21 protein-coding genes and 1 pseudogene are annotated in these 22,863 nt (G+C 72.9%); 6 read left to right on the top strand and 16 right to left on the bottom strand.

Annotation, left to right across the window (positions count from 1 at the left end; all coding sequences use genetic code 11):
• Window positions 1-56 precede the first annotated feature (56 nt).
• Window positions 57-1,337: an MFS transporter gene (locus tag ACZ4WZ_RS19820; protein ID WP_467891994.1), complete on the top strand. Its 1,281-nt coding sequence runs from the start codon at window positions 57-59 to the stop codon at window positions 1,335-1,337.
• Here the strand turns inward: ACZ4WZ_RS19820 and glgX are convergent.
• Complete coding sequence (glgX, locus tag ACZ4WZ_RS19815) at window positions 1,322-3,436, bottom strand: glycogen debranching protein GlgX (RefSeq protein WP_467891992.1); 2,115 nt, start codon at window positions 3,434-3,436, stop codon at window positions 1,322-1,324. The genes ACZ4WZ_RS19820 and glgX overlap by 16 nt on opposite strands.
• Before the next feature lie 296 nt (window positions 3,437-3,732).
• On the opposite strand from glgX, the gene ACZ4WZ_RS19810 reads away from it, so the two are divergent.
• Together ACZ4WZ_RS19810 and ACZ4WZ_RS19805 are read left to right on the top strand one after the other, a co-directional pair.
• Window positions 3,733-5,007: an SAV2148 family HEPN domain-containing protein gene (locus ACZ4WZ_RS19810; RefSeq protein ID WP_467891989.1), complete on the top strand. Its 1,275-nt coding sequence runs from the start codon at window positions 3,733-3,735 to the stop codon at window positions 5,005-5,007.
• 174 nt (window positions 5,008-5,181) lie between these two features.
• Window positions 5,182-5,901: an exonuclease domain-containing protein gene (locus ACZ4WZ_RS19805; protein WP_467891988.1), complete on the top strand. Its 720-nt coding sequence runs from the start codon at window positions 5,182-5,184 to the stop codon at window positions 5,899-5,901.
• Between the two features lie 3 nt (window positions 5,902-5,904).
• On the opposite strand, the gene ACZ4WZ_RS19800 is transcribed toward ACZ4WZ_RS19805, so the two are convergent.
• Together ACZ4WZ_RS19800 and ACZ4WZ_RS19795 are read right to left on the bottom strand one after the other, a co-directional pair.
• On the bottom strand, window positions 5,905-6,546 hold the full coding sequence (locus ACZ4WZ_RS19800) for a hypothetical protein (protein ID WP_467891986.1): 642 nt from the start codon (window positions 6,544-6,546) through the stop codon (window positions 5,905-5,907).
• Between the two features lie 202 nt (window positions 6,547-6,748).
• Complete coding sequence (locus tag ACZ4WZ_RS19795) at window positions 6,749-7,612, bottom strand: phosphotransferase enzyme family protein (protein ID WP_467891984.1); 864 nt, start codon at window positions 7,610-7,612, stop codon at window positions 6,749-6,751.
• Between the two features lie 138 nt (window positions 7,613-7,750).
• On the opposite strand from ACZ4WZ_RS19795, the pseudogene mgt reads away from it, so the two are divergent.
• The 3 genes and pseudogenes from mgt to ACZ4WZ_RS19780 all read left to right on the top strand — a co-directional run bounded on the left by mgt (window position 7,751) and on the right by ACZ4WZ_RS19780 (window position 10,695).
• Window positions 7,751-9,018: pseudogene (mgt, locus tag ACZ4WZ_RS19790) on the top strand (macrolide-inactivating glycosyltransferase).
• Window positions 9,015-9,578: a DUF1697 domain-containing protein gene (locus ACZ4WZ_RS19785; RefSeq protein ID WP_467891983.1), complete on the top strand. Its 564-nt coding sequence runs from the start codon at window positions 9,015-9,017 to the stop codon at window positions 9,576-9,578. Before mgt ends, ACZ4WZ_RS19785 begins: the two are co-directional and overlap by 4 nt.
• Before the next feature lie 115 nt (window positions 9,579-9,693).
• Entirely contained in the window at window positions 9,694-10,695 is a 1,002-nt protein-coding gene (locus tag ACZ4WZ_RS19780) for a ketopantoate reductase family protein (RefSeq protein ID WP_467891981.1), read from the top strand.
• 47 nt (window positions 10,696-10,742) lie between these two features.
• On the opposite strand, the gene ACZ4WZ_RS19775 is transcribed toward ACZ4WZ_RS19780, so the two are convergent.
• The 13 genes from ACZ4WZ_RS19775 to ACZ4WZ_RS19715 all read right to left on the bottom strand — a co-directional run bounded on the left by ACZ4WZ_RS19775 (window position 10,743) and on the right by ACZ4WZ_RS19715 (window position 22,628).
• Window positions 10,743-11,504, bottom strand: a complete 762-nt coding sequence (locus ACZ4WZ_RS19775) for a sirohydrochlorin chelatase (protein WP_467891979.1) — start codon at window positions 11,502-11,504, stop codon at window positions 10,743-10,745.
• Between the two features lie 11 nt (window positions 11,505-11,515).
• The gene (locus tag ACZ4WZ_RS19770) at window positions 11,516-12,421 is read right to left on the bottom strand and encodes an ABC transporter permease (protein WP_467891977.1); all 906 of its coding nucleotides are present in this window, start codon (window positions 12,419-12,421) and stop codon (window positions 11,516-11,518) included.
• Window positions 12,408-13,199: an ABC transporter ATP-binding protein gene (locus ACZ4WZ_RS19765; RefSeq protein WP_388938643.1), complete on the bottom strand. Its 792-nt coding sequence runs from the start codon at window positions 13,197-13,199 to the stop codon at window positions 12,408-12,410. Before ACZ4WZ_RS19765 ends, ACZ4WZ_RS19770 begins: the two co-directional genes overlap by 14 nt.
• Before the next feature lie 34 nt (window positions 13,200-13,233).
• The gene (locus tag ACZ4WZ_RS19760; protein WP_467891975.1) at window positions 13,234-14,361 is read right to left on the bottom strand and encodes an aliphatic sulfonate ABC transporter substrate-binding protein; all 1,128 of its coding nucleotides are present in this window, start codon (window positions 14,359-14,361) and stop codon (window positions 13,234-13,236) included.
• Between the two features lie 227 nt (window positions 14,362-14,588).
• Window positions 14,589-15,917 carry a sulfate adenylyltransferase subunit 1 gene (locus ACZ4WZ_RS19755; protein WP_467891973.1) on the bottom strand — a complete coding sequence of 443 codons (1,329 nt, stop codon included), beginning with the start codon at window positions 15,915-15,917 and terminating at the stop codon, window positions 14,589-14,591.
• A 2-nt stretch (window positions 15,918-15,919) separates the two neighbouring features.
• Window positions 15,920-16,861: a sulfate adenylyltransferase subunit CysD gene (gene cysD, locus ACZ4WZ_RS19750; RefSeq protein WP_467891971.1), complete on the bottom strand. Its 942-nt coding sequence runs from the start codon at window positions 16,859-16,861 to the stop codon at window positions 15,920-15,922.
• A complete protein-coding gene (gene cysC / locus ACZ4WZ_RS19745) occupies window positions 16,858-17,439 on the bottom strand; it encodes an adenylyl-sulfate kinase (RefSeq protein WP_467891969.1) in 582 nt (193 codons plus the stop codon). Before cysC ends, cysD begins: the two co-directional genes overlap by 4 nt.
• Window positions 17,439-18,137 (bottom strand): phosphoadenylyl-sulfate reductase, encoded by a 699-nt coding sequence (locus ACZ4WZ_RS19740; RefSeq protein WP_467891967.1) that lies wholly within the window; start codon window positions 18,135-18,137, stop codon window positions 17,439-17,441. Before ACZ4WZ_RS19740 ends, cysC begins: the two co-directional genes overlap by 1 nt.
• Window positions 18,134-18,313, bottom strand: a complete 180-nt coding sequence (locus ACZ4WZ_RS19735; protein ID WP_125815005.1) for a hypothetical protein — start codon at window positions 18,311-18,313, stop codon at window positions 18,134-18,136. The genes ACZ4WZ_RS19740 and ACZ4WZ_RS19735 overlap by 4 nt, the downstream gene beginning before the upstream one ends.
• Window positions 18,310-20,016 (bottom strand): nitrite/sulfite reductase, encoded by a 1,707-nt coding sequence (locus ACZ4WZ_RS19730; protein ID WP_467891965.1) that lies wholly within the window; start codon window positions 20,014-20,016, stop codon window positions 18,310-18,312. Before ACZ4WZ_RS19730 ends, ACZ4WZ_RS19735 begins: the two co-directional genes overlap by 4 nt.
• 219 nt (window positions 20,017-20,235) lie before the next feature.
• Window positions 20,236-20,319, bottom strand: a complete 84-nt coding sequence (locus ACZ4WZ_RS19725; RefSeq protein WP_312847410.1) for a putative leader peptide — start codon at window positions 20,317-20,319, stop codon at window positions 20,236-20,238.
• Between the two features lie 474 nt (window positions 20,320-20,793).
• Window positions 20,794-21,357, bottom strand: coding sequence for a GNAT family N-acetyltransferase (locus ACZ4WZ_RS19720; RefSeq protein WP_467891962.1), 564 nt, complete (start codon window positions 21,355-21,357; stop codon window positions 20,794-20,796).
• Between the two features lie 5 nt (window positions 21,358-21,362).
• Window positions 21,363-22,628, bottom strand: coding sequence for a GAF domain-containing protein (locus tag ACZ4WZ_RS19715; protein WP_467892099.1), 1,266 nt, complete (start codon window positions 22,626-22,628; stop codon window positions 21,363-21,365).
• Window positions 22,629-22,863 lie beyond the last annotated feature (235 nt).

Genomic DNA, 22,863 nt, shown 5'->3' with positions numbered 1-22,863 from the left:
ATTCCGTGCCATGACCCAATGCATCCGGGTGACTCCAGCGCGTTAGTGTCGATCAAGTGGTTGGAACCGTCAGTACCTATAGACACGTCATCGCCCTGACCGGGCCCCTGCTCCCGCTCGTCTCCTTCTTCGCCCGACTGCCCGTCGCGATGTCCCAGTTCGGGAGCGTCCTGCTGGTCGCAGGGACCAGCGGCTCGCTCACCACCGCCGGAATCGTCGGCGGCACCCTCTCGGCGGGCCAGGTGGTCTGCGGGCCCGTCCTCGGCCGGCTCGCCGACCGCCACGGGCAGCGGCCCGTCGTCCTGACCGCCGCCGCCGTCAACGCCCTCGCCACCGCCGCGCTCGTCGCCGGCGCCCTCGGCGGGCTCGCGACCGCCCCCCTCGCCGCGATCGGCGCCGTCACCGGGGCCTCCGTACCGCTGATCGGGCCGCTCGCCCGCACCCGCTCCGTCGCGCTCGCGCACCGCGCCCGCGCCGACGAGAAGGTGGTCGGCGCCGTGCACTCGCTGGAGGGCACCCTCGACGAGGTCTCCTTCGTACTCGGCCCGGCCCTCGTGGGCCTCGCCGCGCTCGTCGCGCACCCCGCCGTCGCCCTCGGCGGCGCCGCCGCGCTCGTGGTCGTCTTCGGCACCGCGTACGCCCTGCACCCGACCGCCGCCGTCACGGCGGGCACTCCCGCACCGCGGCGCACCGGCGGCGCCCGACCGGCCCGCCCGCCCCGCGTGGTGCACGCCGTACGCGGCTCCCTCGCCCTCCAGGGCGCCATGTTCGGCGCCTGCCAGGCGGGCATCGCCTCGCTCACCGCCGCGCTGGGCGTCCCGGGCCAGGCCGGGCTGGTGTACGCCGCCATGGGCGTGGTCAGCGCCGCCGTCGGCCTCGCGCTCGGTGCGCTGCCCGCCCGCTTCGGGCTGAGGCTGCGCTGGCGGGTGGCGACCGGCGCCGCGCTGCTCCTCTCGGTGCCGCTGCTGTTCACCGAGACCCTCTGGCCGCTGTACGCGGTCGTCACCGTCCTCGGGGCCGCCTACGCCCCGCACCTGATCACCGCGTTCGCGCTCACCGAGCGCGTCGTGGAGCCCGCCCGGCTCGCCGAGTCGATGGCCTTCGCCGCGAGCTCCCTGGTGGCCGGGCAGGCCGCGGCGCTGGCCGTCTCCGGGCGGCTCGCCGAGTCGTACGGGCCCGCCGGGGCGTTCGCCGTGGCGGTGGGCGCGGCCGCCCTGTGCCTGGTCATCGCCCTCGTGACCCGGGTGCCGTCCGACCGGCCCCCCGCGGCGGCCCTCGCCGCGGCCCGGCGCACCCCCTCACCCGGAGGCACCGCCGCCGGCTACGCCGGCCGCTGAAGCACCACCAGGCACCGCCCCGTCAGGGCCACCCGGTCCCCGGCCGCGTACTGCGGCCCGGTGCCGGGTGGCGGCACTTCCGCCCGCGCCGTGTCCACGACCAGCCGCCAGTGCGCGCCGTGCCCGGCGGGGACGGTGAAGTCCTGCGGTTCGGCGCCCGCGTTGAACATCAGCAGGAACGAGTCGTCGGTGATCCGCTCCCCCCGCGTGCCGGGCTCGGAGATCGCCTCCCCGTTGAGGAACACGGTCAGCGCCCGCGCGTGCTGCGCCTGCCAGTCCCGCGCCCGCATCTCCTCGCCGTGCGGGGTGAACCAGGCGATGTCGGAGAGTTCGTCGTGCGTGCCCTCCACCGGCCGGCCGTGGAAGAACCGGCGCCGCCGGAACACCGGGTGGTCGCGCCGCAGCCAGACCATGCGGCGGGTGAACTCCAGCAGGGCGGGCGGTGGTTTGCCGGGCTCGGGCCAGGTCACCCAGGACAGCTCGTTGTCCTGGCAGTAGGCGTTGTTGTTGCCCTCCTGGGAGCGGCCGAACTCGTCTCCGTGGCTGAGCATCGGCACGCCCTGCGACAGCATCAGGGTGGCCGTGAAGTTGCGCATCTGCCGCTCGCGCAGCTCCTGGACCTCCTTGTCCTCGATGGGCCCCTCGACCCCGCAGTTCCAGGACCGGTTGTGCGTCTCGCCGTCCCGGTTGCCCTCCCGGTTGGCCTCGTTGTGCTTCTCGTTGTACGAGACCAGGTCCCGCAGGGTGAAACCGTCGTGGCAGGTGGTGAAGTTGATGGAGGCCAGCGGCCGGCGCCCGTCGTCCTGGTAGAGGTCGGAGGAGCCCGTCAGCCGCCCCGCGAACTCCGCGAGGGTGCGCGGCTGCCCGCGCCACAAGTCCCGTACCGTGTCCCGGTACTTGCCGTTCCACTCGGTCCACAGGGGCGGGAAGTTCCCCACCTGGTAGCCGCCCTCGCCCAGGTCCCAGGGCTCCGCGATCAGCTTCACCTGGCTGACCACCGGGTCCTGCTGCACCAGGTCGAAGAACGAGGACAGCCGGTCCACCTCGTGGAACTGCCGGGCCAGCGTGGCCGCGAGGTCGAAGCGGAAGCCGTCCACGTGCATCTCGGTCACCCAGTACCGCAGCGAGTCCATGATCAGCTGGAGCACGTGGGGGGAGCGCATGAGCAGCGAGTTCCCGGTCCCCGTGGTGTCCGTGTAGTGCCGGGGGTCGTCCGCGAGCCGGTAGTACGAGGCGTTGTCCAGGCCGCGGAAGGACAGCGTCGGACCCAGGTGGTTGCCCTCGGCGGTGTGGTTGTAGACCACGTCCAGGATCACCTCGATCCCGGCCTCGTGCAGCGCCCGTACCGCCGACTTGAACTCCAGCACCTGCTGGCCCCGGTCCCCGGAGGCGTAGCCGTTGTGCGGGGCGAAGAAGCCGATCGTGTTGTAGCCCCAGTAGTTGCTCAGCCCGTCGTTCACCAGGCGGTGGTCGTTGACGAACTGGTGCACGGGCATCAGCTCCAGCGCCGTCACCCCCAGCTTCGCCAGGTGCCCGATCACCGCCGGGTGCGCCAGCGCCCCGTAGGTGCCCCGCAGCTCCTCGGGCAGATCCGGGTGACGCATGGTCAGGCCCTTCACGTGCGCCTCGTACAGCACGGTGTGGTGGTACTCGTGACGCGGCGGCCGGTCGTTGGCCCAGTCGAAGTACGGGTTCACCACCACCGAACTCATCGTGTGCGGCGCCGAATCCAGGTCGTTGCGGGAGTCGGGCCGGCCGAAGTGGTAGCCGTAGACCTCCTCGCCCCAGGACACCTGCCCGCTGATGGCCCGCGCGTACGGGTCCAGCAGCAGCTTCGCCGCGTTGCAGCGGTTCCCGCGCTCGGGTTCGTACGGCCCGTGCACGCGGAACCCGTACCGCTGGCCGGGCATGATCCCCGGCAGGTAGGCGTGACGGACGAAGGCGTCCGTCTCGCGCAGCTCGACGGCGGTCTCCGAGCCGTCGTCGTGCAGCAGGCACAGCTCGATGCGGCGGGCGACCTCGGAGTACACCGCGAAGTTGGTGCCCGCGCCGTCGTACGTGGCGCCCAGCGGATACGCCTGTCCCGGCCAGACTTGCATGGCTAACGACTCTTCCCGTCCTGGTCCGGCTCGATCCGGCGCGCATCACGCCTCTGCCAGATCTTCCCCGAAAGAGGCTCCCCACGCGTGGACTTGGAATGCTGCCGATGGGTGAACCGGAGAGCTGATAGGCGGGTCAACCGACTGTCCGGGCATCACATAATGGGTCAACGGACGGCCGGACCAGGGGACCTGAGGTCACGGGGGACGGCTTCGGGCTGCGTCGGGCCGCGTGCGCGGAGTACCCTTCCGTGATCACTGGAGACGGGCGTCCAGACGCAGAAGGCGGTGCACGGGTGAGCTCGGGAGGTCTGGAGCTGCCCCCTGGTGACAGCGGTCACGAGGGTGGCCCGGTGGACGCGGCGGGCGGCGCGTCCACCGGTGTGCCGGGCGCGGCGGCGGCCGGGGCGGCGGTGTCGCTGGCCCCGCAGGAGGCCGGGGACGCGCGGGCCGGGGCCGAGCTCGACTGGGGCGCGGACGCGTGGAGCGAGGTCCGTACGCGGGCCCAGCGCGCGGGCCGTGCGTACATCTGGCTGAACCTCATCGAACAGCGGCTGCGCTCGGTGGTCGGTGCCGTGCTGCGGCCCGTCTACGAGCCGGTGCACGGCGGGGACGACTGGGTGGTCGCCGCAGCGGGGCCCGCCGGGCAGGAATGGGTGCAGCGGGCCGTGGCCGTGCGCGAGGTCAGCAGGCGCAAGGGCTACCTCCTGGACCCGGCCGACGACAACGTGCTGAGCTTCCTGACCCTGCCGCAGCTGCGCGAGCTGATGGTCCAGCACTGGCCCTGCTTCGAGCCGTACTTCGACGACCGGCGCGAGATCGAGCTGGCCCTCGACGAGCTGGAGGTCACCCGCAACGTGGTCTCCCGCAACCGGGCGCTGTCGCGGGCGGTGCTGGAGCAGGCGGAACGCGCCTCGGCGCGGCTGCTGGAGGTGCTGGGCGCCGGCTCGGGCAGCCCCTCGGCGGACCGGCTGCCGATCGACGCCGTCGAGGACCTGGTCGGGGACCGGTACGCGGACGTCATCTCGGTCCACCCCGACCGGGTGCGGCTCCAGCGGCAGCTCCCGGCGGAGGACCTCTTCGGGGGCGCGCGGCGGCTCGACGCCATCGGCATAGGCCTCAACCTGCTGGTGCAGAACTTCTCGGGCCGCCGGCTGGTGCGGCTCTCGGAGGCCGGCTGCCGGGTGCGGCTGCTGTTCCTGAACCCGGCGAGCAGCGCGGTCAAGCGGCGCGAGCGCGAGCTGGGGCTGCGCAAGGGCGAGCTGAGCCGGTCGGTGGAGATGAACATCCTGCACGTGCGCAGGGTGCGGGCGGGGCTGAAGGACCCGTCGCGCTTCGACATCCACGTCTTCGACGAGACCCCGCGCTTCACGGCCTACCTGGTGGAGGGCCAGTCCTCGGGGATCGCGGTGGTCCAGTCGTACCTGCGGCGGGCCCGGGGGATGGAGGCGCCGGTGCTGGTGCTGCGCGGGGGCGGCAGGGGGGTGCCGAAGGACGCCGACCACGGGCTGTTCCAGACGTACCGCGAGGAGTTCGAGTCGGTGTGGGAGGACTCGCGGCCGGTGTCCTGACCCGGGCGGCCCCGCCGGCCCGCTCCCCCCGTTCCCGATCCGGCTTCCGTCCGGCTCCCGGGCCGGCCGTGCCAGGCCCGGTGCGGGGCGGTCCTGGGGGGTGGCCCGGCCCGGTGTCAGTGCCGCGTGGCAGGCTGAAACGCGTTGACCTGAAACACGGGGGAGGGGCGCGTCATGGAGGCGTGGCACGGGGGAGCGCTGGTCGGGTTCGACCTGGAGACGACCGGCACGGAACCGGGGGAGTCCCGGATCGTGACGGCCGCGGTGGTCGAGGTGCGGGGCGGTGAGGTGCACGCCAGGCGCGGCTGGCTCGCGGATCCGGGGATACCGATCCCGGAGCAGGCGGCTGCCATCCACGGGATCAGTACGGAGCGGGCCGTCGCCGAGGGCCGCCCGGTGCGGGAGGTCGCCGAGGAGGTGGCGGCGGCACTGGTGGAGCACTGGCGCGGCGGAGCCGTGGTCGTCGCGTACAACGCTGCCTTCGACCTGACCCTGCTCTCGGCGGAGCTGGCCCGGCACGGGCTGCCCTCGCTCGCCGACCGGCTGGGCGGAGCCGAGACCGGCCCGGTGGTCGACCCGCTGACGATAGACCGGGCCGTGGACCGCTTCCGGCGCGGCAAGCGGACGCTGGAGGCCGTGTGCGGGGTGTACGGGATCACCCTCGACGCCGCGCACGACGCGGGGGCCGACGCGCTGGCGGCGGTACAGGTGGCCCGGGCGATAGCCGCCCGCCACCCGCAGGTGGCCGCGCTCAGCCCGGCCGAGCTGCACGACCGGCAGGGCGGCTGGCACGCCCGCTGGGCCCGCGACTTCCAGTCCTACCTGCGCCGCCAGGGCAGCCCGGACGCGGTGATCGACACGGCATGGCCGCTGCGGGGCCCGGTCCCGGCCTGAGCCTCACCGGGTCGGGGCGTCGCGGTACTCGACGTGGATGTCCCGGAAGCGGGGGTCGCAGTGCACGCTGCGGCAGTAGTGCCCGTGGCGGTGGCCGGGGAAGGCGGCGGTGTGCCCGGGGCCGTGGCGGGCCACCTCGTGGAAGACGTCGGCCGCCTGACGGAACACCGGGGCGCTGCCCGTCATGAAGAGGGTCTCGGCGTGGACGCTCTGGTGGAAGCGGTCGAGGTTCTCCGCGCGGTGCACGGCGGCGTGGTGCAGCTCGGCCGGCTCCCGGAGCGGCACCTCCACGGTCTGCGGGCGGCCGGGACCCAGCCGGCCGCGCAGCTCCTTCCAGCGCGAGGGCGCCCACTGGAGCGAGTGGTGCGCCAGGACCAGGTCCAGCCGCCTCGAGCCCGTCGGCGAGGGGCCGTCGCGCAGGGGCAGGTGGACCAGCGTGCGCGGTGAGGAGGCGGCGAGGGTCCACAGCCCCGCCATGAGCACGGCGGCGTCCCGGTCGACGTACGCGTTCAGGTACCAGCTGTCGTCGAGGAGTCCGGCGTGCCGCGGAGGCACGGCCGGGCGGACCACCTTGACGGTCCCCGTTCCGTGGCGGGCGTGGTGGGCGGTGAGGTGCAGCTTCGTTCGGTCGGGCACGCGTGCCATTGTCCCGTGTCTGCTTTCCTGCGTCCCGGCGCGGGCCGGTGTCTGCCGGGGAGGCCCCGGTTCCAGGGCCGGGCGCCGCCGCTCTCCCGGCGGGGTACGCACCCGAGGGGCTCGCCGGCGGGGGCGCGGACAGCGGGGCTTCCGGCACTCCGGGACCGTCCCGTGGCGGCCTTCGGCGTGCCGGGGCCGTGCTCCGGGCGGGTCAGAAGGCGTGCCAGCGGGCTTCCGTGTCGCCGTCGCGCAGGGAGGCCACCCGGCGGCGGAACTCGCTCAGGGCCTTGGGGTTGGACGGCGCGTGCTGGGCGACCCAGGCGCAGCTCGCCGTCTCGCGGGCGCCGCGCAGGACGGCGCAGCCCTCCCAGTCCCGTACGTCCCATCCGTACGCGGCCGTGAAGGCCTCGTAGGAGGAGGCGGGCAGCCCGTAGCGGTCGCGGGACAGGGCCATCACCACCAGGTCGTGTTCCCGCAGGTCCGCGGAGACGGTCTCCAGGTCCACCAGGACCGGCCCGTCCGGGCCCACGTGGACGTTGCGGGGCAGGGCGTCGCCGTGGATGGGGCCGGGCGGCAGGTGCGGGGCGAGTGCGGCGACCTCGCCCGCGTAGGCGTCGCGCCGGGCGCGCAGGTACGCCGCGTCCTCGGGGCCGACGGCCGCGCCGGCCAGCCGGAGCCACCGCTCGACCCCGCCCAGCAGGTCCCGCGCGGGCAGGGCGAAGGAGGGCGCGGGCAGCGCGTGCAGCGGCCGCAGCAGGGCCGCGAGGTCCTCGGGACCCGCCGGGCGGACCGGTTCCGGGAGCCGGTGCCACAGGGTCAGCGGGTGTCCGCCCACCAGCCGGGGCTTCGGTTCAGCGGCCCGGACCGCCGGGATCCCGGCGTCGGCGAGCCAGCCCGCGACCGCCAGTTCCCGCTCGGCCCGCTCCAGCAGTCCCGCCTCGCGGCCGACCTTGACCACGAGGCCGCCGGCCGCGAAGACGGCGTTCTCGCCGAAGGCGAGCAGCTCCGGGCGGCCCGCCCCGGCGCCCGTCAGTCCCGCCTCCGCCAGTACGTCCCTGGCCCGCGCCTCGTCCATGCGTTCGTCTCGTCCTTCGCCGGGTCGTCGTGATCACCGTGGATCGTCCCAGTCTCGCATTCAGCGCCCCGAGCCCCCGGCGGGAGACGGAACGAGCCATCAGGTCGATTTTCGGACAGGGTGACCGTCGGGTCCGTCATCCAATTGCACGAGACGTCTCGTCTCGTTAAGCTCGCGGCATGACCTCAGCCGAGCCCGCACACATCGCCATGTTCTCCATCGCCGCCGCCGGGCACGTGAACCCCAGCATCGAAGTCATCCGGGAACTCGTCGCCAGGGGCCACCGCGTCAGCTACGCCATCCCCGCCTCCTTCGCCGACAAGGTCGCGGAGACCGGCGCCACCCCGGTGATCTGGAAGTCCACCCTGCCCACCGAGGACGACCCCGAGGCCTGGGGCACCGAACTCATCGACAACATCGAACCCTTCCTGAACGACGCCGTCCAGGCGCTCCCGCAGCTCGCCGACGCCTTCGAGGGCGACGAACCCGACCTCGTCCTCCACGACATCACCGCCTACCCGGCGCCCGTCCTCGCCCGCCGCTGGGGCGTCCCCGCGATCTCCCTCTCCCCGAACCTCGTCGCCTGGACCGGCTACGAGGAGGAGGTCGCCGCCCCGATGACCGCGGAACTGCGCGCCTCCGAGCGCGGGCGGGCGTACTACGCCCGCTTCCGGGCCTGGCTCGACGGGAACGGCATCGACGCGGACCCGGACCACTTCGTCGGCCGCCCGTCCCGCAGCATCGTCCTGATCCCCCGCGCCCTCCAGCCGCACGCCGACCGGGTCGACGAGTCCGTCCACACCTTCGTCGGCGCCTGCCAGGGCGACCGCAGCGCCACCCAGGGCACTTGGGAACGGCCCGCCCCCGCCGAGGGGAAGAAGGTGCTCCTGGTCTCCCTCGGCTCCACCTTCACGAAGCAGCCCGCCTTCTACCGCTCCTGCGTCGAGGCCTTCGGAGACCTCCCCGACTGGCACGTCGTCCTGCAGATCGGCAAGTTCACCGACGAGGCCGAACTGGGGGAGATCCCCGCCAACATCGAGGTCCACCGCTGGGTTCCGCAGCTGGACGTCCTGCGCCAGGCCGACGCCTTCATCACCCACGCGGGTGCCGGCGGCAGCCAGGAAGGCCTCGCCACCGCGACCCCGATGGTGGCCGTGCCCCAGGCCGTCGACCAGTTCGGCAACGCCGACATGCTGGCCGCCCTCGGCGTGGCCCGGCACCTCCCGATGGAGGAGGCGAACGCCACCACCCTGCGCGAGGCCGTCCTCGGCCTGCTCGCCGACCCCGAAGTCGCCGTCCGCGCGGAGGCCGTCCGTGCCGGCATGGCCTGCGAGGGCGGCACCCGGCAGGCCGCCGACCTCATCGAGGCGGCGCTGTCACAGGCACGCCCTAGGGTTCGGCCATGACGAAGAAAGCGAGCCCGAAGAAGTACGCCGCCCTCCTGCGCGGCATCAACGTCGGCGGGAACAAGAAGGTCCCGATGGCCGAGCTGCGCTCCGTACTGGAGGGCCTCGGCCACGGCGACGTGCGCACGTACCTGCAGAGCGGCAACGCCGTCTTCAGCAGCGCGCAGACCGATCCCGCCGCCCTCGCCCGGGACCTGGAAGCGGCCGTCGAAGCCCACTTCGGGTTCCGGGTGCCCTGCCTGGTCGTCGACGGCGACCACCTGGCGGCCGTCGCCGGAGCCTGCCCCTTCCCGGCCGCCGAACTGGAGGGAAGACAGCTCCACGTCACCTTCTTCTCCGAGCAGCCCGGCCCGGAGCGCTTCGCCGCGCTCGACGCCGCCGCGTACCTCCCCGAGGAGTACCGCCTGGGGGACCGCGTCCTCTACCTCTACGCGCCCGAGGGCCTCGGCCGCTCCAGACTGGCCGAGGCCCTCCACCGGCCCGCCGTCGTCAAGGGCCTGGACGTCACCACCCGCAACTGGAACACCGTCGTCAAGCTCGTGGAGCTGACCCGCCCCTGAAACCCCGCGCTCCGAAGGCGCGACGGCCGACCGGCCCCTCTCGGGGACCAGCCGCCGGAGCGATCCGTCACGGCCCGACCGCGGCCGTGCGCGACCGGTGTGCCAGGCTCTGGGCATGCGTTACATCATCATCGGCGCCGGCGCGGTCGGCGCGACCATCGGCGGACGCCTCGCGGAATCGGGCCGGGAGGTCGTCCTCGTCGCCCGCGGCGCGCACGCCGAGGCGCTGAAGAAGGACGGACTGCGCCTCACCACCGCCGCCGGCACCCGCCTCCACCGGCTGCCCGTGGTCACCGGCCCGGCGGAACTGGGCGAACTGCGCCCGGACGACGTACTGCTGCTGACGGTGAAGACCCAGGACGCGATCGCCGCACTCGACGCGTGGGGCGACGCGGAGGTCGCCGGCGGCGGCACCGCGGCGCAGCGGCTCCCGCTGCTGTGCGCGCAGAACGGCGTCGAGAGCGAACGGCTCGCGCTGCGCAGGTTCTCCCGGGTCTACGGGGTCTGCGTCTGGCTGCCCGCGACCTTCCTGGAGCCCGGCGTCGTCTCGGCCCTCTGCGCCCCCTTCACCGGCATCCTGCACCTCGGGAGGGCGGCCGGCGGATCGGACGCGCGGATCGGGGCCGTCGCCGCCGACCTCGCCGGGGCGGGCTTCGAGGCGCCGGTCGTCGAGGACGTGATGCGTTGGAAGTACGCGAAGCTGCTCGGGAACCTGGGCAACGCGATCCAGGCGACCACCGGCCCCGAGCCGGACCCGGCCAAGGCGGCCCTGCTGCTGCGGGCGATCCGCGAGGGCAAGGCCGCCTTCGACGCGGCGGGCATCGGCTACGCCACCGACGCCGAACAGTCGGCCGCCCGCGACGGCAAGGCCGACCAGCCGGCGGGCGTGCGCGGCGGCTCCTCCTGGCAGAGCCTGGCCCGGGGCACCGGCTCGGTCGAGGCCGACTACCTCAACGGCGAGATCTCCCTGCTGGGCCGCCTCCACGGGGTGCCCACCCCGGTCAACGACGTCCTGCGCCAGGCGGCGAACATCTTCGCCCGCGAGGGCCTCCCGCCGGGCGCGATGTCCATCGCCGACCTGACCTCCCTGGCCGACGAGGCCGCCGCCCGCGGCTGACCGGGCCGCTGCCCGGGCCCTCGTACGCGGACCCGGGCGGGCGCCGTCTAGGCGGTGAGGGCCGCGAGAGGGGTCCGGCGGCCGGCCGCCGTGTCGTAGCGGTGCAGCAGGAGGCGGGCCAGTTCCGGGGTGGCGCCCAGGACACCGGCGACCACGTCCGCGCCCGCCGCCCCGGCGCCCGCCGTGATGCGGTCCGGGAGGAAACCCGGGGCGATGACGTACGGGGCGACCGCCACGCGGCGGACGCCTTCCGCGCGCAGGGCGCGTACGGCGTCCTCCGTGCGGGGAAGGGCAGCGGAGGCGAACGCAGGCCGCACGGCGCACCAACCGGTGTGCCGCCACTCCCGCGCGATTTCAGCGATCACTGCGATCGCCTCCGGGTCGGTGGATCCGGCGGACGCGAGGACGACGCCGGTCGCCGCGCGGTCCGCCGGGGTGAGGCCGAGGCCGGCCTCGGCGAGGCGGCGCTCCAGGGAGGCCACCAGGAGGGGGTGCGGGCCCAGGACGTCAGCGACCCGGACCGAGAGGCCGGGCAGGCGCGTGGCGGACTCCGCCAGGACCGCCGGGACGTCGGCCTTCGCGTGGAAGGCGCGGGTCAGCAGCAGCGGCAGGGCCACGACCTCCCGCACCCCCGACAGGTACAGGGAGGCCAGGGAGCGGGAGACGGTCGGCCCGTTGAAGTCGAGGAAGGCCGTCTCCACCCGGAGCCCCGGCCGCAGCGACCGGGCCCGCCCGACGAGGGCGTGCACGGCCGCCGCGTGCCGCGGATCGCGGCTGCCGTGGGCTATCACCAGAAGTGCGCGGGACATGGGACCGGGGCTCAGCTCTTGACCAGCAGGCCGCGGCTGCGCAGCACCCACCGCTCGACCGGGCTGAAGATCAGCAGGTCGATGGCGATGCCGACGACCAGGATCAGGATGATCGCGAGGAACACGCCCGGCAGGTCGATGTTGTTGCGGCCGTTCTCCAGGAGCTGGCCGAGGCCCAGGCCCAGGTCGGGGGAGCTGGCGATGATCTCGGCGGCCATCAGGGAGCGCCAGGAGAAGGCCCAGCCCTGCTTGAGACCGGCGACGTAGCCCGGCAGGGCCGCCGGCATGACCACGTGCCAGGCGCCGCGCAGGCCGGTGGCGCCGAGGGTGCGGCCGGCCCGCAGGAACAGCGGCGGGACCTGGTCGATGCCGGAGACCAGGCCGTTGGCGATCGACGGGACCGCGCCGAGCAGGATCACCGTGTACATCATGGCGTCGTTGAGCCCGAACCAGAGCACCGCCGGGGGCACCCACGCCACCGACGGCAGGGACTGCAGGCCCTGGAGGATCGGGCCGATCGCGGCGCGGACGAACTTCACCCGGGCGACCAGCAGACCGAGCGGGGTGCCGATGGCCAGCGCGAGGAGGAAGCCGAGCAGGCCGCGGGAGACGGAGGTCCAGATGACGTCGAGGAGCGTGCCCTTGAGCCACATGTCGGACAGGCTGTCCCAGACGGCGGACAGGGCGGGGAGTTTGCTCTCCTCGGTGACCTTCGCCGCGACGAGGACCTGCCAGACCAGCAGCACCAGGGCGACGGCGACGACCGGCGGCAGGACCTTCTTGGTGAGGACCTCGCGCACCGGGGTGCGGTGGGTCTGGACCGCGTCGAGGGCGTCGAGTCCGGCCTCCAGGCCGGCCAGGTCGTCGCGGGTGCCCCGGACGGCCCCGGCCTTCGGGGTGGTGTCAGTGCTGGCCATGGCGGCGGATCTCCCCACGCAGGTGTTCGGTGATCTCGAGGGACAGCTCCGCGACGTCCGCGTCCTCGATGCGGCGCGGCTGCGGGATGTCGACGGTCCACTCCTTCGCGACCCGGCCGGGGCGGGAGGAGAGGAGGACGACGCGCTGGGCGAGGCGGACGGCCTCGCGGACGTTGTGGGTGACGAAGAGGACCGACAGGCCGGTCTCCTCCCAGATGCGGGTGAGTTCGCCGTGCAGGACGTCGCGGGTGATGGCGTCGAGGGCCGCGAAGGGCTCGTCCATCAGCAGCAGTCGGCTGTCCTGGGCGAGGGCGCGGGCCAGGGCGACGCGCTGGCGCATGCCGCCGGAGAGTTCGTGGACGCGCTTGCCGTACGCGCCGCCGAGGCGGACCAGCTCCAGCAGCCGCTCGGCCTCGGGCTTGCGGTCGGCCTTGGCCACTCCCCGCAGCCGCAGGGCCAGTTCGATGTTCTTGCCCGCGGTGAGCCAGGGGAAGAGGGCGTGCTCCTGGAACATCAGGGCCGGGCGTCCGAGGGTCTCGATGGACCCCGCGGACGGCTTGTCCAGACCCGCGACCAGGTTCAGCAGGGTGGACTTTCCGCACCCCGAGGCCCCCAGGAGGGTGACGAACTCTCCGGGAGCGACATCGAGACTGATGTCGTCCAGGACGAGCTGCGATCCGGCCGGGCCGGAGAAGGACTTCGAGACGTGCTCGATGCGGGTGGCGTGCGTCTGCTCCGCTACCGCGCCCTCGGCAGCCTTGGCGAGAGTGGTGGCCATGGTCGTCACCTCCTGGGGTTGCTGGACTACGGATTTACTTGGCGCCGAGACCGGCGTCGGAGACCTCGGGCTTGCCGGCGGCCTTCAGGACCTTGTTCAGGAGCGTCAGGTCGTAGATGCCGGAAAGGTCGGGCTTCTCGAGGAGCTTGGCCTTGACCGCCCAGTCCGACTCCGTCTTCAGCGTGGTGGCCAGCGGGTCGTCGGTGATCGCGATGCTCTGCCACGCCGGGTCGATGACCTTGGCGTCGAGCGGCTTGCCGCCCTCCTCCGCCAGCTTCGCGTTGGCCGAGGCCTTCGCCTTCTCCGGGTTGGCGTTGATCCACTCGTTGGTCTTCACCGTGCCCTTCAGCACGGCCTCGACCACGTCCGGGTGCTCCTTGAGGAACTTCTGCGACACGATGACGTTCGTGATCACGAACTTCCTGTCGGGCCACAGGGAGGTCTCCTCGAGGAGGACGGAACCCCCGTCGGAGACCAGCTTGGAAGCCGTCGGCTCCGGCACCCAGGCGCCGTCGATGGAGCCCTGCTTGAAGGCGTCCGGGGTGACCTTGTTGTCCGTACGGACGACGGAGACGTCGCCCTTGCCGGACTCGGGGTCGACCGACCAGCCCTTCTCCGCGATCCAGTTGAGGAACGCGACGTCCTGTGTGTTCCCCTTCTGCGGGGTGGCGATCCTCTTGCCCTTGAGGTCGTCCAGGGACTTGATCCTGTCCGGGTTCACGACCAGCTTCACGCCGCCCGAGGCGGAGCCGGAGATGATCCGCAGGTTCTGCCCCTTGGACTTCACGTAGCCGTTGATGGCCGGCGAGGGGCCGATGAAACCGATGTCGAGAGAGCCGCCGTTGAGGGCTTCGATCTCGGACGGACCGGCGTTGAAGGCCTGCGGCTTGACCTTGGTGCCGTTCAGTTCCTTCTCGATCAGGCCTTCCTGGAGGCCGACCAGGGCGGTCGCGTGCGTCAGGTTCGGGAAGTACCCGATGCGGACCTCGGAGGCGGAGAGCTTCGGGCCGCCGCCGCCGGCGGCGCCGGACGCCTTCGCGTCCGTCTTCTCGGCCTGCGAGCCGTAGCCGCAGGAGGCGAGCGCGCCGATCAGGAGGGGCAGGGCCGCTGCGACGGCGACGCCGCGGCGCAGGGTCTTACGGGTGGAACCGGTGGCAGGCACGGGAGGACGTCCTCTCGACGCGCCGTCTGGGGACTACGGCGCATGTCTTCGTCTGTGATGGAGGGGCAGGCAGGGATCGTGCGGGGTGAGGGCGCGACGGCGGGACGCCGACGGCAGTGCGGTCATCGCACACATCGCGCCACTCCTCCCTGGCCGCTGCCGAGGACGCCGCTGCCCACGCGGCCGCCCTCCTTCGCGAAGGTGGAGTACATGTCGCCGAGCATGATCTAGAAGTCCCACCCTTCTTCGTCCGCCTGCACGGTCTCGGCCTTGGCGGCGAAGGCCTCGCCCGCCATGCCCGCCGCCAGGGTCGTTCCGTCAGCCGGGTCGATCAGCAGGAAGGACCCGGTGCGGCGCGAGTCGGCGTACGCGTCGAGCGCGAGCGGCTCGGCGGTACGGACGACGACGCGGCCGATGTCGTTGGCCACGAGCTGCCCCGGGTCCGGGTGCTGGGACAGGTCGTCGAGGGTCAGCCGGGAGGGGATCTCCTTGACGATCGCCTTGACCGTGCGCGTCGTGTGCTTGAGCAGCACCCGGGCGCCCACGGCCAGCGGCTGGTCGGCCACGTGGCAGACCGTCGCGACGACGTCCTGGGTGGTGGCGGGGGCGCTCGCGGACGGCGCGATCAGGTCACCGCGCGAGATGTCGATGTCGTCCTTGAGGCGCAGGGTCACCGACTGCGGGGACCAGGCGATGTCCACGGACTCGCCGAGGACGTCGATGCCTTCGATGACCGAGGTGCGGCCGGAGGGCAGCACGGTGACGGCCTCGCCGACGCGCAGGACGCCGGAGGCGATCTGGCCCGCGTAGCCGCGGTAGTCGGGGTGCTCGGCGGTCTGCGGCCGGATCACGTACTGCACCGGGAAACGCGCCGGGCAGGCCGTGAGGTCGTGGCTGACGGGGACGGTCTCCAGGTGCTCCAGCACCGTCGGGCCGCCGTACCAGTCCATGTTCGCCGAGGGCTCCACCACGTTGTCGCCGGCCAGCGCCGAGATCGGGATGGCGGTGATCTCCGGGACGCCCAGCTCCGAGGCGTACGCGGTGAACTCCTCGGCGATCTTCGCGAAGACCGTCTCCTGGTAGCCGACGAGGTCCATCTTGTTGACGGCGAGGACGACGTGGGGGACGCGCAGCAGCGCGGCGACGGCGGCGTGGCGGCGGGTCTGCTCGATGACGCCGTTGCGGGCGTCGACGAGGACCACGGCGAGGTCGGCGGTGGAGGCGCCGGTGACCATGTTCCGGGTGTACTGCACGTGCCCGGGGGTGTCGGCCAGGATGAACCGGCGGCGGGCGGTGGCGAAGTAGCGGTAGGCCACGTCGATGGTGATGCCCTGCTCCCGCTCGGCCCGCAGACCGTCGGTGAGCAGCGCCAGGTCCGGGGCGTCCTGGCCCCGGTCGGCGGAGACCCGCTCCACGGCCTCCAGCTGGTCCTCCAGGACCGACTTGGAGTCGTGCAGCAGGCGGCCCACCAGGGTCGACTTGCCGTCGTCGACGGAACCCGCGGTGGCGAAGCGCAGCAGCGTCGTGGCGCTGAGCTGCTCGGTGGTGGTCGTCATGGTTAGAAGTACCCTTCGCGCTTGCGGTCTTCCATCGCGGCCTCGGACAGCTTGTCGTCGGCGCGGGTCGCTCCCCGCTCGGTGAGCCGGGACACGGCGATCTCGGCGATCACGGCGTCGAGCGTGGTCGCGTCGGAGTCGACGGCGCCGGTGCAGGACATGTCGCCGACCGTGCGGTAGCGCACGAGGCGCTTCTCCACGGGTTCGGTGTCCTTGGGGCCGCCCCATTCGCCGGCGGTGAGCCACATGCCGTTGCGCTGGAAGACGTCCCGCTCGTGGGCGAAGTAGATCTCCGGCAGTTCGATGCCCTCGCGGGCGATGTACTGCCACACGTCGAGCTCGGTCCAGTTGGACAGCGGGAAGACGCGGACGTGCTCACCGGGGGCGTGGCGGCCGTTGTAGAGCTGCCACAGCTCGGGGCGCTGGCGGCGCGGGTCCCACTGGGAGAACTCGTCGCGCAGGGAGAAGACGCGTTCCTTGGCGCGGGCCTTCTCCTCGTCGCGGCGGCCGCCGCCGAAGACGGCGTCGAACTTCAGCTGCTGGATCGCCTCGGTGAGCGGGACGGTCTGCAGCGGGTTGCGGACGCCGTCGGGGCGCTCGCGGAGCCTGCCCGCGTCGATGTACTCCTGGACGGAGGCCACGTGCAGGCGCAGGCCGTGCCGGGCCACCGCACGGTCGCGGTAGGCGAGGACCTCGGGGAAGTTGTGCCCGGTGTCCACGTGCAGCAGCGCGAACGGCACCGGCGCGGGCGCGAACGCCTTCAGCGCCAGGTGCAGCATGACGATGGAGTCCTTGCCGCCGGAGAACAGCACCACCGGCTTCTCGAACTCCCCCGCCACCTCACGGAAGATGTGCACCGCCTCCGACTCGAGGGCGTCGAGGTGCGACAGCGCGTAGGGCGCGTCGGAACCGGAATCGGTGTGCAGGTGCGCGGCGGTGGTCATGCCAGACCCCTCTCGGTGAGCAGTGCGTGCAGGGCCGAAGCCGACTCCTGCACGGTCTGCGTGTGCGACTCGATCCGCAGGTCCGGCTTCTGCGGTGCCTCGTACGGGTCGTCGACGCCGGTCAGACCGGTGATCTCGCCCGCCGCCTGCTTGGCGTACAGGCCCTTCACGTCACGTTCGGAGCACACCTCGACCGGAGTGGCCACATGGACCTCCAGATAGGTGGTCCCGGCGGCCGCGTGCCGCTCGCGGACGGCGTCACGGCTGTCCGCGAACGGCGCGATCACCGGCACCAGCGCCTTGACGCCGTTGCTCGCCAGGAGCTCGGCGACGAACCCGATCCGCTGCACGTTGGTGTGCCGGTCCTCCCGGCCGAAACCCAGCCCCGCGGAGAGGAACTCGCGGATCTCGTCCCCGTCGAGCACCTCCACCCGGTGACCATCGGCGCGCAGCCGCTCGGCCAGCGCGTAGGCGATCGTGGTCTTGCCCGCGCTCGGCAGCCCGGTCAGCCACACCGTGGCGCCCTGGTCGCTCACGCTCATCCGCTCCGTCTCCGTCACTTCTTCACTCGTCGTCATCAGCCGTGCAACCCGCACTCGGTCTTGCCCAGCCCCGCCCACCGGCCGGCCCGCACGTCCTCGCCCTCCGCCACGCGCCGGGTGCAGGGAGCGCAGCCCACCGAGGCGTAACCGTCCATCAGCAGCGGATTGGTCAGCACCCCGTACTCGGCCACGTACGCCTCCACGTCCGCCTGCGTCCAGCGGGCGATCGGCGACACCTTGACCTTCCGCCGCTTCTCGTCCCAGCCGACCACCGGCGTGTTCGCCCGGGTCGGGGACTCGTCCCGGCGCAGACCCGTGGCCCACGCGTCATACCCGGTCAGACCCTCTTCGAGGGGCTTGACCTTGCGCAGCGCGCAGCACAGGTCCGGATCCCGGTCGTGCAGCCTCGGGCCGTACTCGGCGTCCTGCTCCGCCACCGTCCGGCGAGGCGTCAGCGTGATGACGTTGACGTCCATCACCGCCGCCACCGCGTCCCGCGTCCCGATGGTCTCCTCGAAGTGGTAGCCCGTGTCCAGGAACACCACGTCCACACCCGGCAGCACCCGCGACGCCAGATGCGCCACGACCGCGTCCTCCATCGAGGACGTCACGCAGAACCTCTCCCCGAACGTCTCCACCGCCCACCGCAGGATCTCCAGGGCGGAAGCGTCCTCCAGGTCCCGGCCCGCCCGCTCGGCGAGCTCTTTGAGACCGACGTCTTGAGTGGTGGTCATATCTCGTCCCCTCCAGCGGTGTTGGACTGAACGCCCCGGGCCAGCAGCCCGAGGTACTTCAGCTGGAAGGCTCGGTTGCAGGCCCTGCATTCCCAGGCGCCGTGACCCGTCTCGTGGGGAAACAGGTCCTCGTCGCCGCAGTACGGGCAGTAGAACGGTGCGGCGCGCTCGCTCATGAGAGGCTCGCGTCGCTGGCGCGGCCGACCCAGGCGGCGAAGCGCTCGCCGTCCTCGCGCTCCTCCGCGAAGCGCTTGACGACCCGCTCGACGTAGTCGGGCAGACCGGCCGAGGTGACCTTGAGGCCGCGGACCTTGCGGCCGAAGCCGGCTTCGAGGCCGAGGGCGCCGCCCAGGTGCACCTGGTAGCCCTCCACCTGGTTGCCCTCGTCGTCCAGGACCAGCTGGCCCTTGAGACCGATGTCCGCCACCTGGATACGGGCGCAGGCGTTCGGGCAGCCGTTGATGTTGATGGTGAGCGGCTCGGCGAAGTCCGGCAGGCGGCGCTCCAGCTCGTCGATCAGCGAGGCGCCGCGCGCCTTCGTCTCGACGATGGCCAGCTTGCAGAACTCGATGCCGGTGCAAGCCATGGTGCCGCGGCGGAAGGGGGACGGCTTGACCCGCAGGTCCAGCGACTCCAGGGCCGCGACCACCGAGTCGACCTGGTCGGCCTCGATGTCGAGGACGATCATCTTCTGCTCGGCGGTGGTGCGCAGCCGGCCGGAGCCGTGCTGCTCGGCGATGTCCGCGATCTTGGTCAGGGTGGCGCCGTCGACGCGGCCGACGCGGGGCGCGAAGCCGACGTAGAACTTGCCGTCCTGCTGCTGGTGGACGCCGACGTGGTCACGCCACTGGCCGGAGGGCTGCTCGGGCGCGGGGCCGTCGGTCAGCTTCCGCTTCAGGTACTCGTCCTCCAGGACCTGGCGGAACTTGGCCGGGCCCCAGTCGGCGACGAGGAACTTCAGGCGGGCGCGGGTGCGCAGACGGCGGTAGCCGTAGTCCCGGAAGATCGAGATGACGCCCTCGTAGACGTCCGGGACCTCGTCGAGCGAGACCCAGGTGCCCAGGCGGACGCCCAGCTTGGGGTTGGTGGACAGACCGCCGCCGACCCAGACGTCGAAGCCGGGACCGTGCTCGGGGTGGTTCACGCCGACGAAGGCGATGTCGTTGATCTCGTGCGCCACGTCGAGCAGCGGCGAGCCGGAGACCGCGGACTTGAACTTGCGGGGCAGGTTGGAGAAGTCCGGGTTGCCGACGATGCGGCGGTAGATCTCCTCGATGGCGGGGGTGCCGTCGATGATCTCGTCCTGGGCGATGCCGGCGACGGGCGAACCGAGGATGACGCGGGGCGTGTCACCGCAGGCCTCGGTGGTCGAGAGGCCGACGGCCTCCAGGCGGCGCCAGATCTCCGGGACGTCCTCGATCCGGATCCAGTGGTACTGCACGTTCTGGCGGTCGGTGAGGTCCGCGGTGCCGCGCGCGAACTCCTCGGAGATCTCGCCGATGACGCGGAGCTGCTCGGTGGTCAGCCGGCCGCCGTCGATGCGGACGCGCAGCATGAAGTACTTGTCGTCCAGCTCCTCGGGCTCCAGGATCGCGGTCTTGCCGCCGTCGATCCCGGGCTTGCGCTGGGTGTACAGGCCCCACCAGCGCATGCGTCCGCGCAGGTCGTTGGGGTCGATCGAGTCGAAGCCCGTCTTCGAGTAGATCGTCTCAATGCGTGTCCGCACGTTGAGACCGTCGTCGTCCTTCTTGAACTGCTCGTTGCCGTTGAGGGGCGTGTGGTGTCCGACGGCCCACTGGCCCTCGCCGCGGTGACGGCCGGTCTTGCGGCGCGCTGCGGCTGCGGGGGCGGCTGCGGGCGTATCAGGGGTGGCGGCCATGGCGGGTACGTCCTTCTTCAACGGCTCGAGGTGGAGGCAGGGGGGAGCGGCGGCGCGCCCCTGTCACGCTGGAGTCTCTGAGCAGGTGCGGCCGATATCCGCCCGCGCGCCGGGGTTGCCGGCGGGCAGGGGGCGGTGTTCGGCCTCAGGGGGCTTGCGGGTGATCGACGCGTCCGCGGCGGCGGGGACTGCGGCGATGTGCGGCGGTCGCTGGTTCCGTCAGCGTGCCGGACAGATGGCGCTGGACATGCGGCCGAGGTCGACGTGCCGCCGACTCACCAAGGCAATTCCAGCTCCATTCATGGCCGAAGCGTGGCATGTGGCGATTGGAGGAGTCCACTACTGTCCACGATCCGGACGAACTCGTCCCGGATCGTGGGATGGCGTGACGGGGGTCACTGCCGGAGCGGAGCCCCCACCCGCCCTTCACCCGTTCCCCGGGACCGCGCCCCGGCCCCCGCGCCTCACACGCCGGCGAGGCTGAAGTTGCCGACCCAGTCGGCTTTGGCTGCGCAAGGGGGCGGGGACGGGGTGGGGTGTCGTCCGGGGCCAGAACGAGATGAATTCGGCGCGCGGTACCCCGTACGACTCACACCCGGAACAGGCGCCGAACATCGAAGCCCGCCCCGGACGACACCCCACCCCGGCACCGACCCCGACCCGAAACCACCCCACCGAAACCCCGCCCCACAGGGCAACCATCCGACCCCGAAGCCACCCCACCCGCACCTCGCCCGACAGGGCAACCGCCCCGCCCCCGAACCGCCCGGCCAGGGCCTACGCTCCCGGCCACGGCCCCGGCGTAGGCGTCGCTTCCTTCAGTTCCGTCTCCGTCCGGAAGACCTTGAACCCGCGGCGCTGGTAGTTGGCCATCGCCGTCGGGCCGTCCAGGCTGCACGTGTGCACCCAGACCCGCCGCGTGGGCTCGCGGTCCGGCCAGCGCGACGCGAGGTCCCAGGCGCGGGCCGTGCCGAAGGCCAGCAGGTGTCCGCCGATGCGGCGGCCCCGGAAGTCGGGCAGGAGTCCGAAGTACATGATCTCGACCACACCGTCGGGCTGCGGGTCCAGCTCCACGTACCCGGCCGGGGTGCCCCGGTCGTACGCGACCCACGTCTCCACCCCAGGCCGGTTCAGCTGCTCCACCCACTCCGCGCGGGTCAGCGACAGCCGGTCCGTCCAGTGGATGTCCCCGCCCACCGAGGCGTAGAGGAACCGGCTGAACTCGGGCGACGGGACCTCCGAGCGGATGATCGTGATCTCCGGGCCCGGTACCGCCGCCGGGACGAGGTCCGACGCCGAGGTCATCTCGAGGGACCAGGTGGTGAGTGTGATGGTGCTCATGCCGTTCAGGGAATCACGGCCGCCGCGCCGTGGCCCACGCGGGCCCGGATGACCGCCGGGGCGGTGGAGTGGGGCAGGAGCCGGCCCGGGTCCGCCGGGCGGATCAGCTCCACCTCCACGTCCTCCGCGAAGCGGTACGGCCGGTGCGTCAGGACCCCGGCGAGGTGCCGCCGTACCCGGGACAGCTCGGCGCGGACCGTCACCGTCCGCGTCGGGTCCCCGAACAGTTCGGCGGCCAGTTCCGCCGCCGTACGCCCCCGCGGCGCCTCCGCCAGCAGGAACAGCAGCTCGGCGTGGCGCGGGCTCAGCTCCTGGGACCAGCTGCCGGCGGCCCCGTACACCGTCGCCGACCAGGACCGGGGCCGGCTCAGGTCCAGCACCACCCGGCTCACCGCCGCGGCGGCGCCGCGCGGCTCGGCCAGCCGCAGCAGCCACCCGCCGGGCAGCGGCTCGGCGACGCAGTCGCCCAGCTGCGCGACGCGTACCGGTCCGGGGCCGAGCGCCTTCGGCAGGGCGACCCGGTCGGCGGGGACCAGCCCGGTCACGGCCGCCGTCCAGCCGTGCGGGTCCACGGCCACGGCCCGCCCGGGCAGCCGGGCCAGCAGCGGGGCCGCCACCGCCCGCAGCCGCTCCAGGGACTCCAGATGCCGCACCCGCAGTTCCCGCTCGGCGAGGCGGGCCACGGAGCTCACCCAGGCCAGGGTCGCGGGGTGCATGGTGGCGAGCGGCCCGCTGACGTCGACCACGCCGAGCAGCCGCCCGTCCCTCGGGTCGTGCACGGGGGCCCCCGCGCAGGTCCAGTCGTGGTGGCTGGAGACGAAGTGCTCCGCCGAGAACACCTGGACCGGGCGCCGTGTCACCAGGGCCGTGCCCACCCCGTTCGTGCCGACCACGGCCTCGTCCCAGTCGGCCCCCACCGCGAAGCCCAGCCGGTCGGCCTTGCGCAGGATCGACCGGTGTCCCTCCCGCCACAGCAGCCGCCCGTCCGCGTCGGCGACGACCATGATGTGCAGGGACTCGTCCAGGGCGGGCAGCAGCCCCTCGCGCAGCACCGGGAGGATCTCCCGCAGCGGCGAGACCTGCCGCCGCTCCTCGGTCTCGGCCGCGGACAGCATCCGCGAGCGGGCGTCCCGGTCGGGATGCACACCGCCCGCGAGCATCCGCCGCCAGGACTCGGCGATCTCCGGGCGGGGGGCGGCCGGCGGCCGGTCCCCGGCCAGCGCGGCGGCCCGTACCCCCTTGAGCAGGCGCGTCGCCTCCCGCGCGTCCATGGCCGAGATGCGCGCCACGTCGACCGTGCTGCCTGCGGTGTTGGCCACCGGAACCTCCCCGTGCTGAACAGGACGTACTGCCGGAGCCGCCCCGGTGCCGCACGCGCGTGTTTCCCGGGCACATGCGGCGGGCGAATTCCGAGCCGTAAGGAATGCAGGGTTGCAACGGTATGCAACCCTCGCCAACCCCCGGTCACCCGACCGAAACTATCGGCACGCCGCCGAGCGGCGTGGC

The sequence above is a fragment of the Streptomyces sp. NPDC029122 genome (genome assembly GCF_055569445.1).
Note: the sequence above shows the minus strand (reverse complement) of the source record. Positions and strands in the feature narration are given on the sequence as shown.

What these genes read in the sequence shown, in the direction of transcription:
- glgX (WP_467891992.1), bottom strand. Translation starts at nt 3,436, where the DNA reads ATGCAAGTCTGGCCGGGACAGGCGTATCCGCTGGGCGCCACGTACGAC.
- ACZ4WZ_RS19805 (WP_467891988.1), top strand. Translation starts at nt 5,182, where the DNA reads ATGGAGGCGTGGCACGGGGGAGCGCTGGTCGGGTTCGACCTGGAGACG.
- ACZ4WZ_RS19800 (WP_467891986.1), bottom strand. Translation starts at nt 6,546, where the DNA reads ATGGCACGCGTGCCCGACCGAACGAAGCTGCACCTCACCGCCCACCAC.
- ACZ4WZ_RS19795 (WP_467891984.1), bottom strand. Translation starts at nt 7,612, where the DNA reads ATGGACGAGGCGCGGGCCAGGGACGTACTGGCGGAGGCGGGACTGACG.
- ACZ4WZ_RS19785 (WP_467891983.1), top strand. Translation starts at nt 9,015, where the DNA reads ATGACGAAGAAAGCGAGCCCGAAGAAGTACGCCGCCCTCCTGCGCGGC.
- ACZ4WZ_RS19780 (WP_467891981.1), top strand. Translation starts at nt 9,694, where the DNA reads ATGCGTTACATCATCATCGGCGCCGGCGCGGTCGGCGCGACCATCGGC.
- ACZ4WZ_RS19775 (WP_467891979.1), bottom strand. Translation starts at nt 11,504, where the DNA reads ATGTCCCGCGCACTTCTGGTGATAGCCCACGGCAGCCGCGATCCGCGG.
- ACZ4WZ_RS19770 (WP_467891977.1), bottom strand. Translation starts at nt 12,421, where the DNA reads ATGGCCAGCACTGACACCACCCCGAAGGCCGGGGCCGTCCGGGGCACC.
- ACZ4WZ_RS19765 (WP_388938643.1), bottom strand. Translation starts at nt 13,199, where the DNA reads ATGGCCACCACTCTCGCCAAGGCTGCCGAGGGCGCGGTAGCGGAGCAG.
- ACZ4WZ_RS19755 (WP_467891973.1), bottom strand. Translation starts at nt 15,917, where the DNA reads ATGACGACCACCACCGAGCAGCTCAGCGCCACGACGCTGCTGCGCTTC.
- cysD (WP_467891971.1), bottom strand. Translation starts at nt 16,861, where the DNA reads ATGACCACCGCCGCGCACCTGCACACCGATTCCGGTTCCGACGCGCCC.
- cysC (WP_467891969.1), bottom strand. Translation starts at nt 17,439, where the DNA reads ATGACGACGAGTGAAGAAGTGACGGAGACGGAGCGGATGAGCGTGAGC.
- ACZ4WZ_RS19740 (WP_467891967.1), bottom strand. Translation starts at nt 18,137, where the DNA reads ATGACCACCACTCAAGACGTCGGTCTCAAAGAGCTCGCCGAGCGGGCG.
- ACZ4WZ_RS19735 (WP_125815005.1), bottom strand. Translation starts at nt 18,313, where the DNA reads ATGAGCGAGCGCGCCGCACCGTTCTACTGCCCGTACTGCGGCGACGAG.
- ACZ4WZ_RS19730 (WP_467891965.1), bottom strand. Translation starts at nt 20,016, where the DNA reads ATGGCCGCCACCCCTGATACGCCCGCAGCCGCCCCCGCAGCCGCAGCG.
- ACZ4WZ_RS19725 (WP_312847410.1), bottom strand. Translation starts at nt 20,319, where the DNA reads ATGAATGGAGCTGGAATTGCCTTGGTGAGTCGGCGGCACGTCGACCTC.
- ACZ4WZ_RS19720 (WP_467891962.1), bottom strand. Translation starts at nt 21,357, where the DNA reads ATGAGCACCATCACACTCACCACCTGGTCCCTCGAGATGACCTCGGCG.
- ACZ4WZ_RS19715 (WP_467892099.1), bottom strand. Translation starts at nt 22,628, where the DNA reads ATGGACGCGCGGGAGGCGACGCGCCTGCTCAAGGGGGTACGGGCCGCC.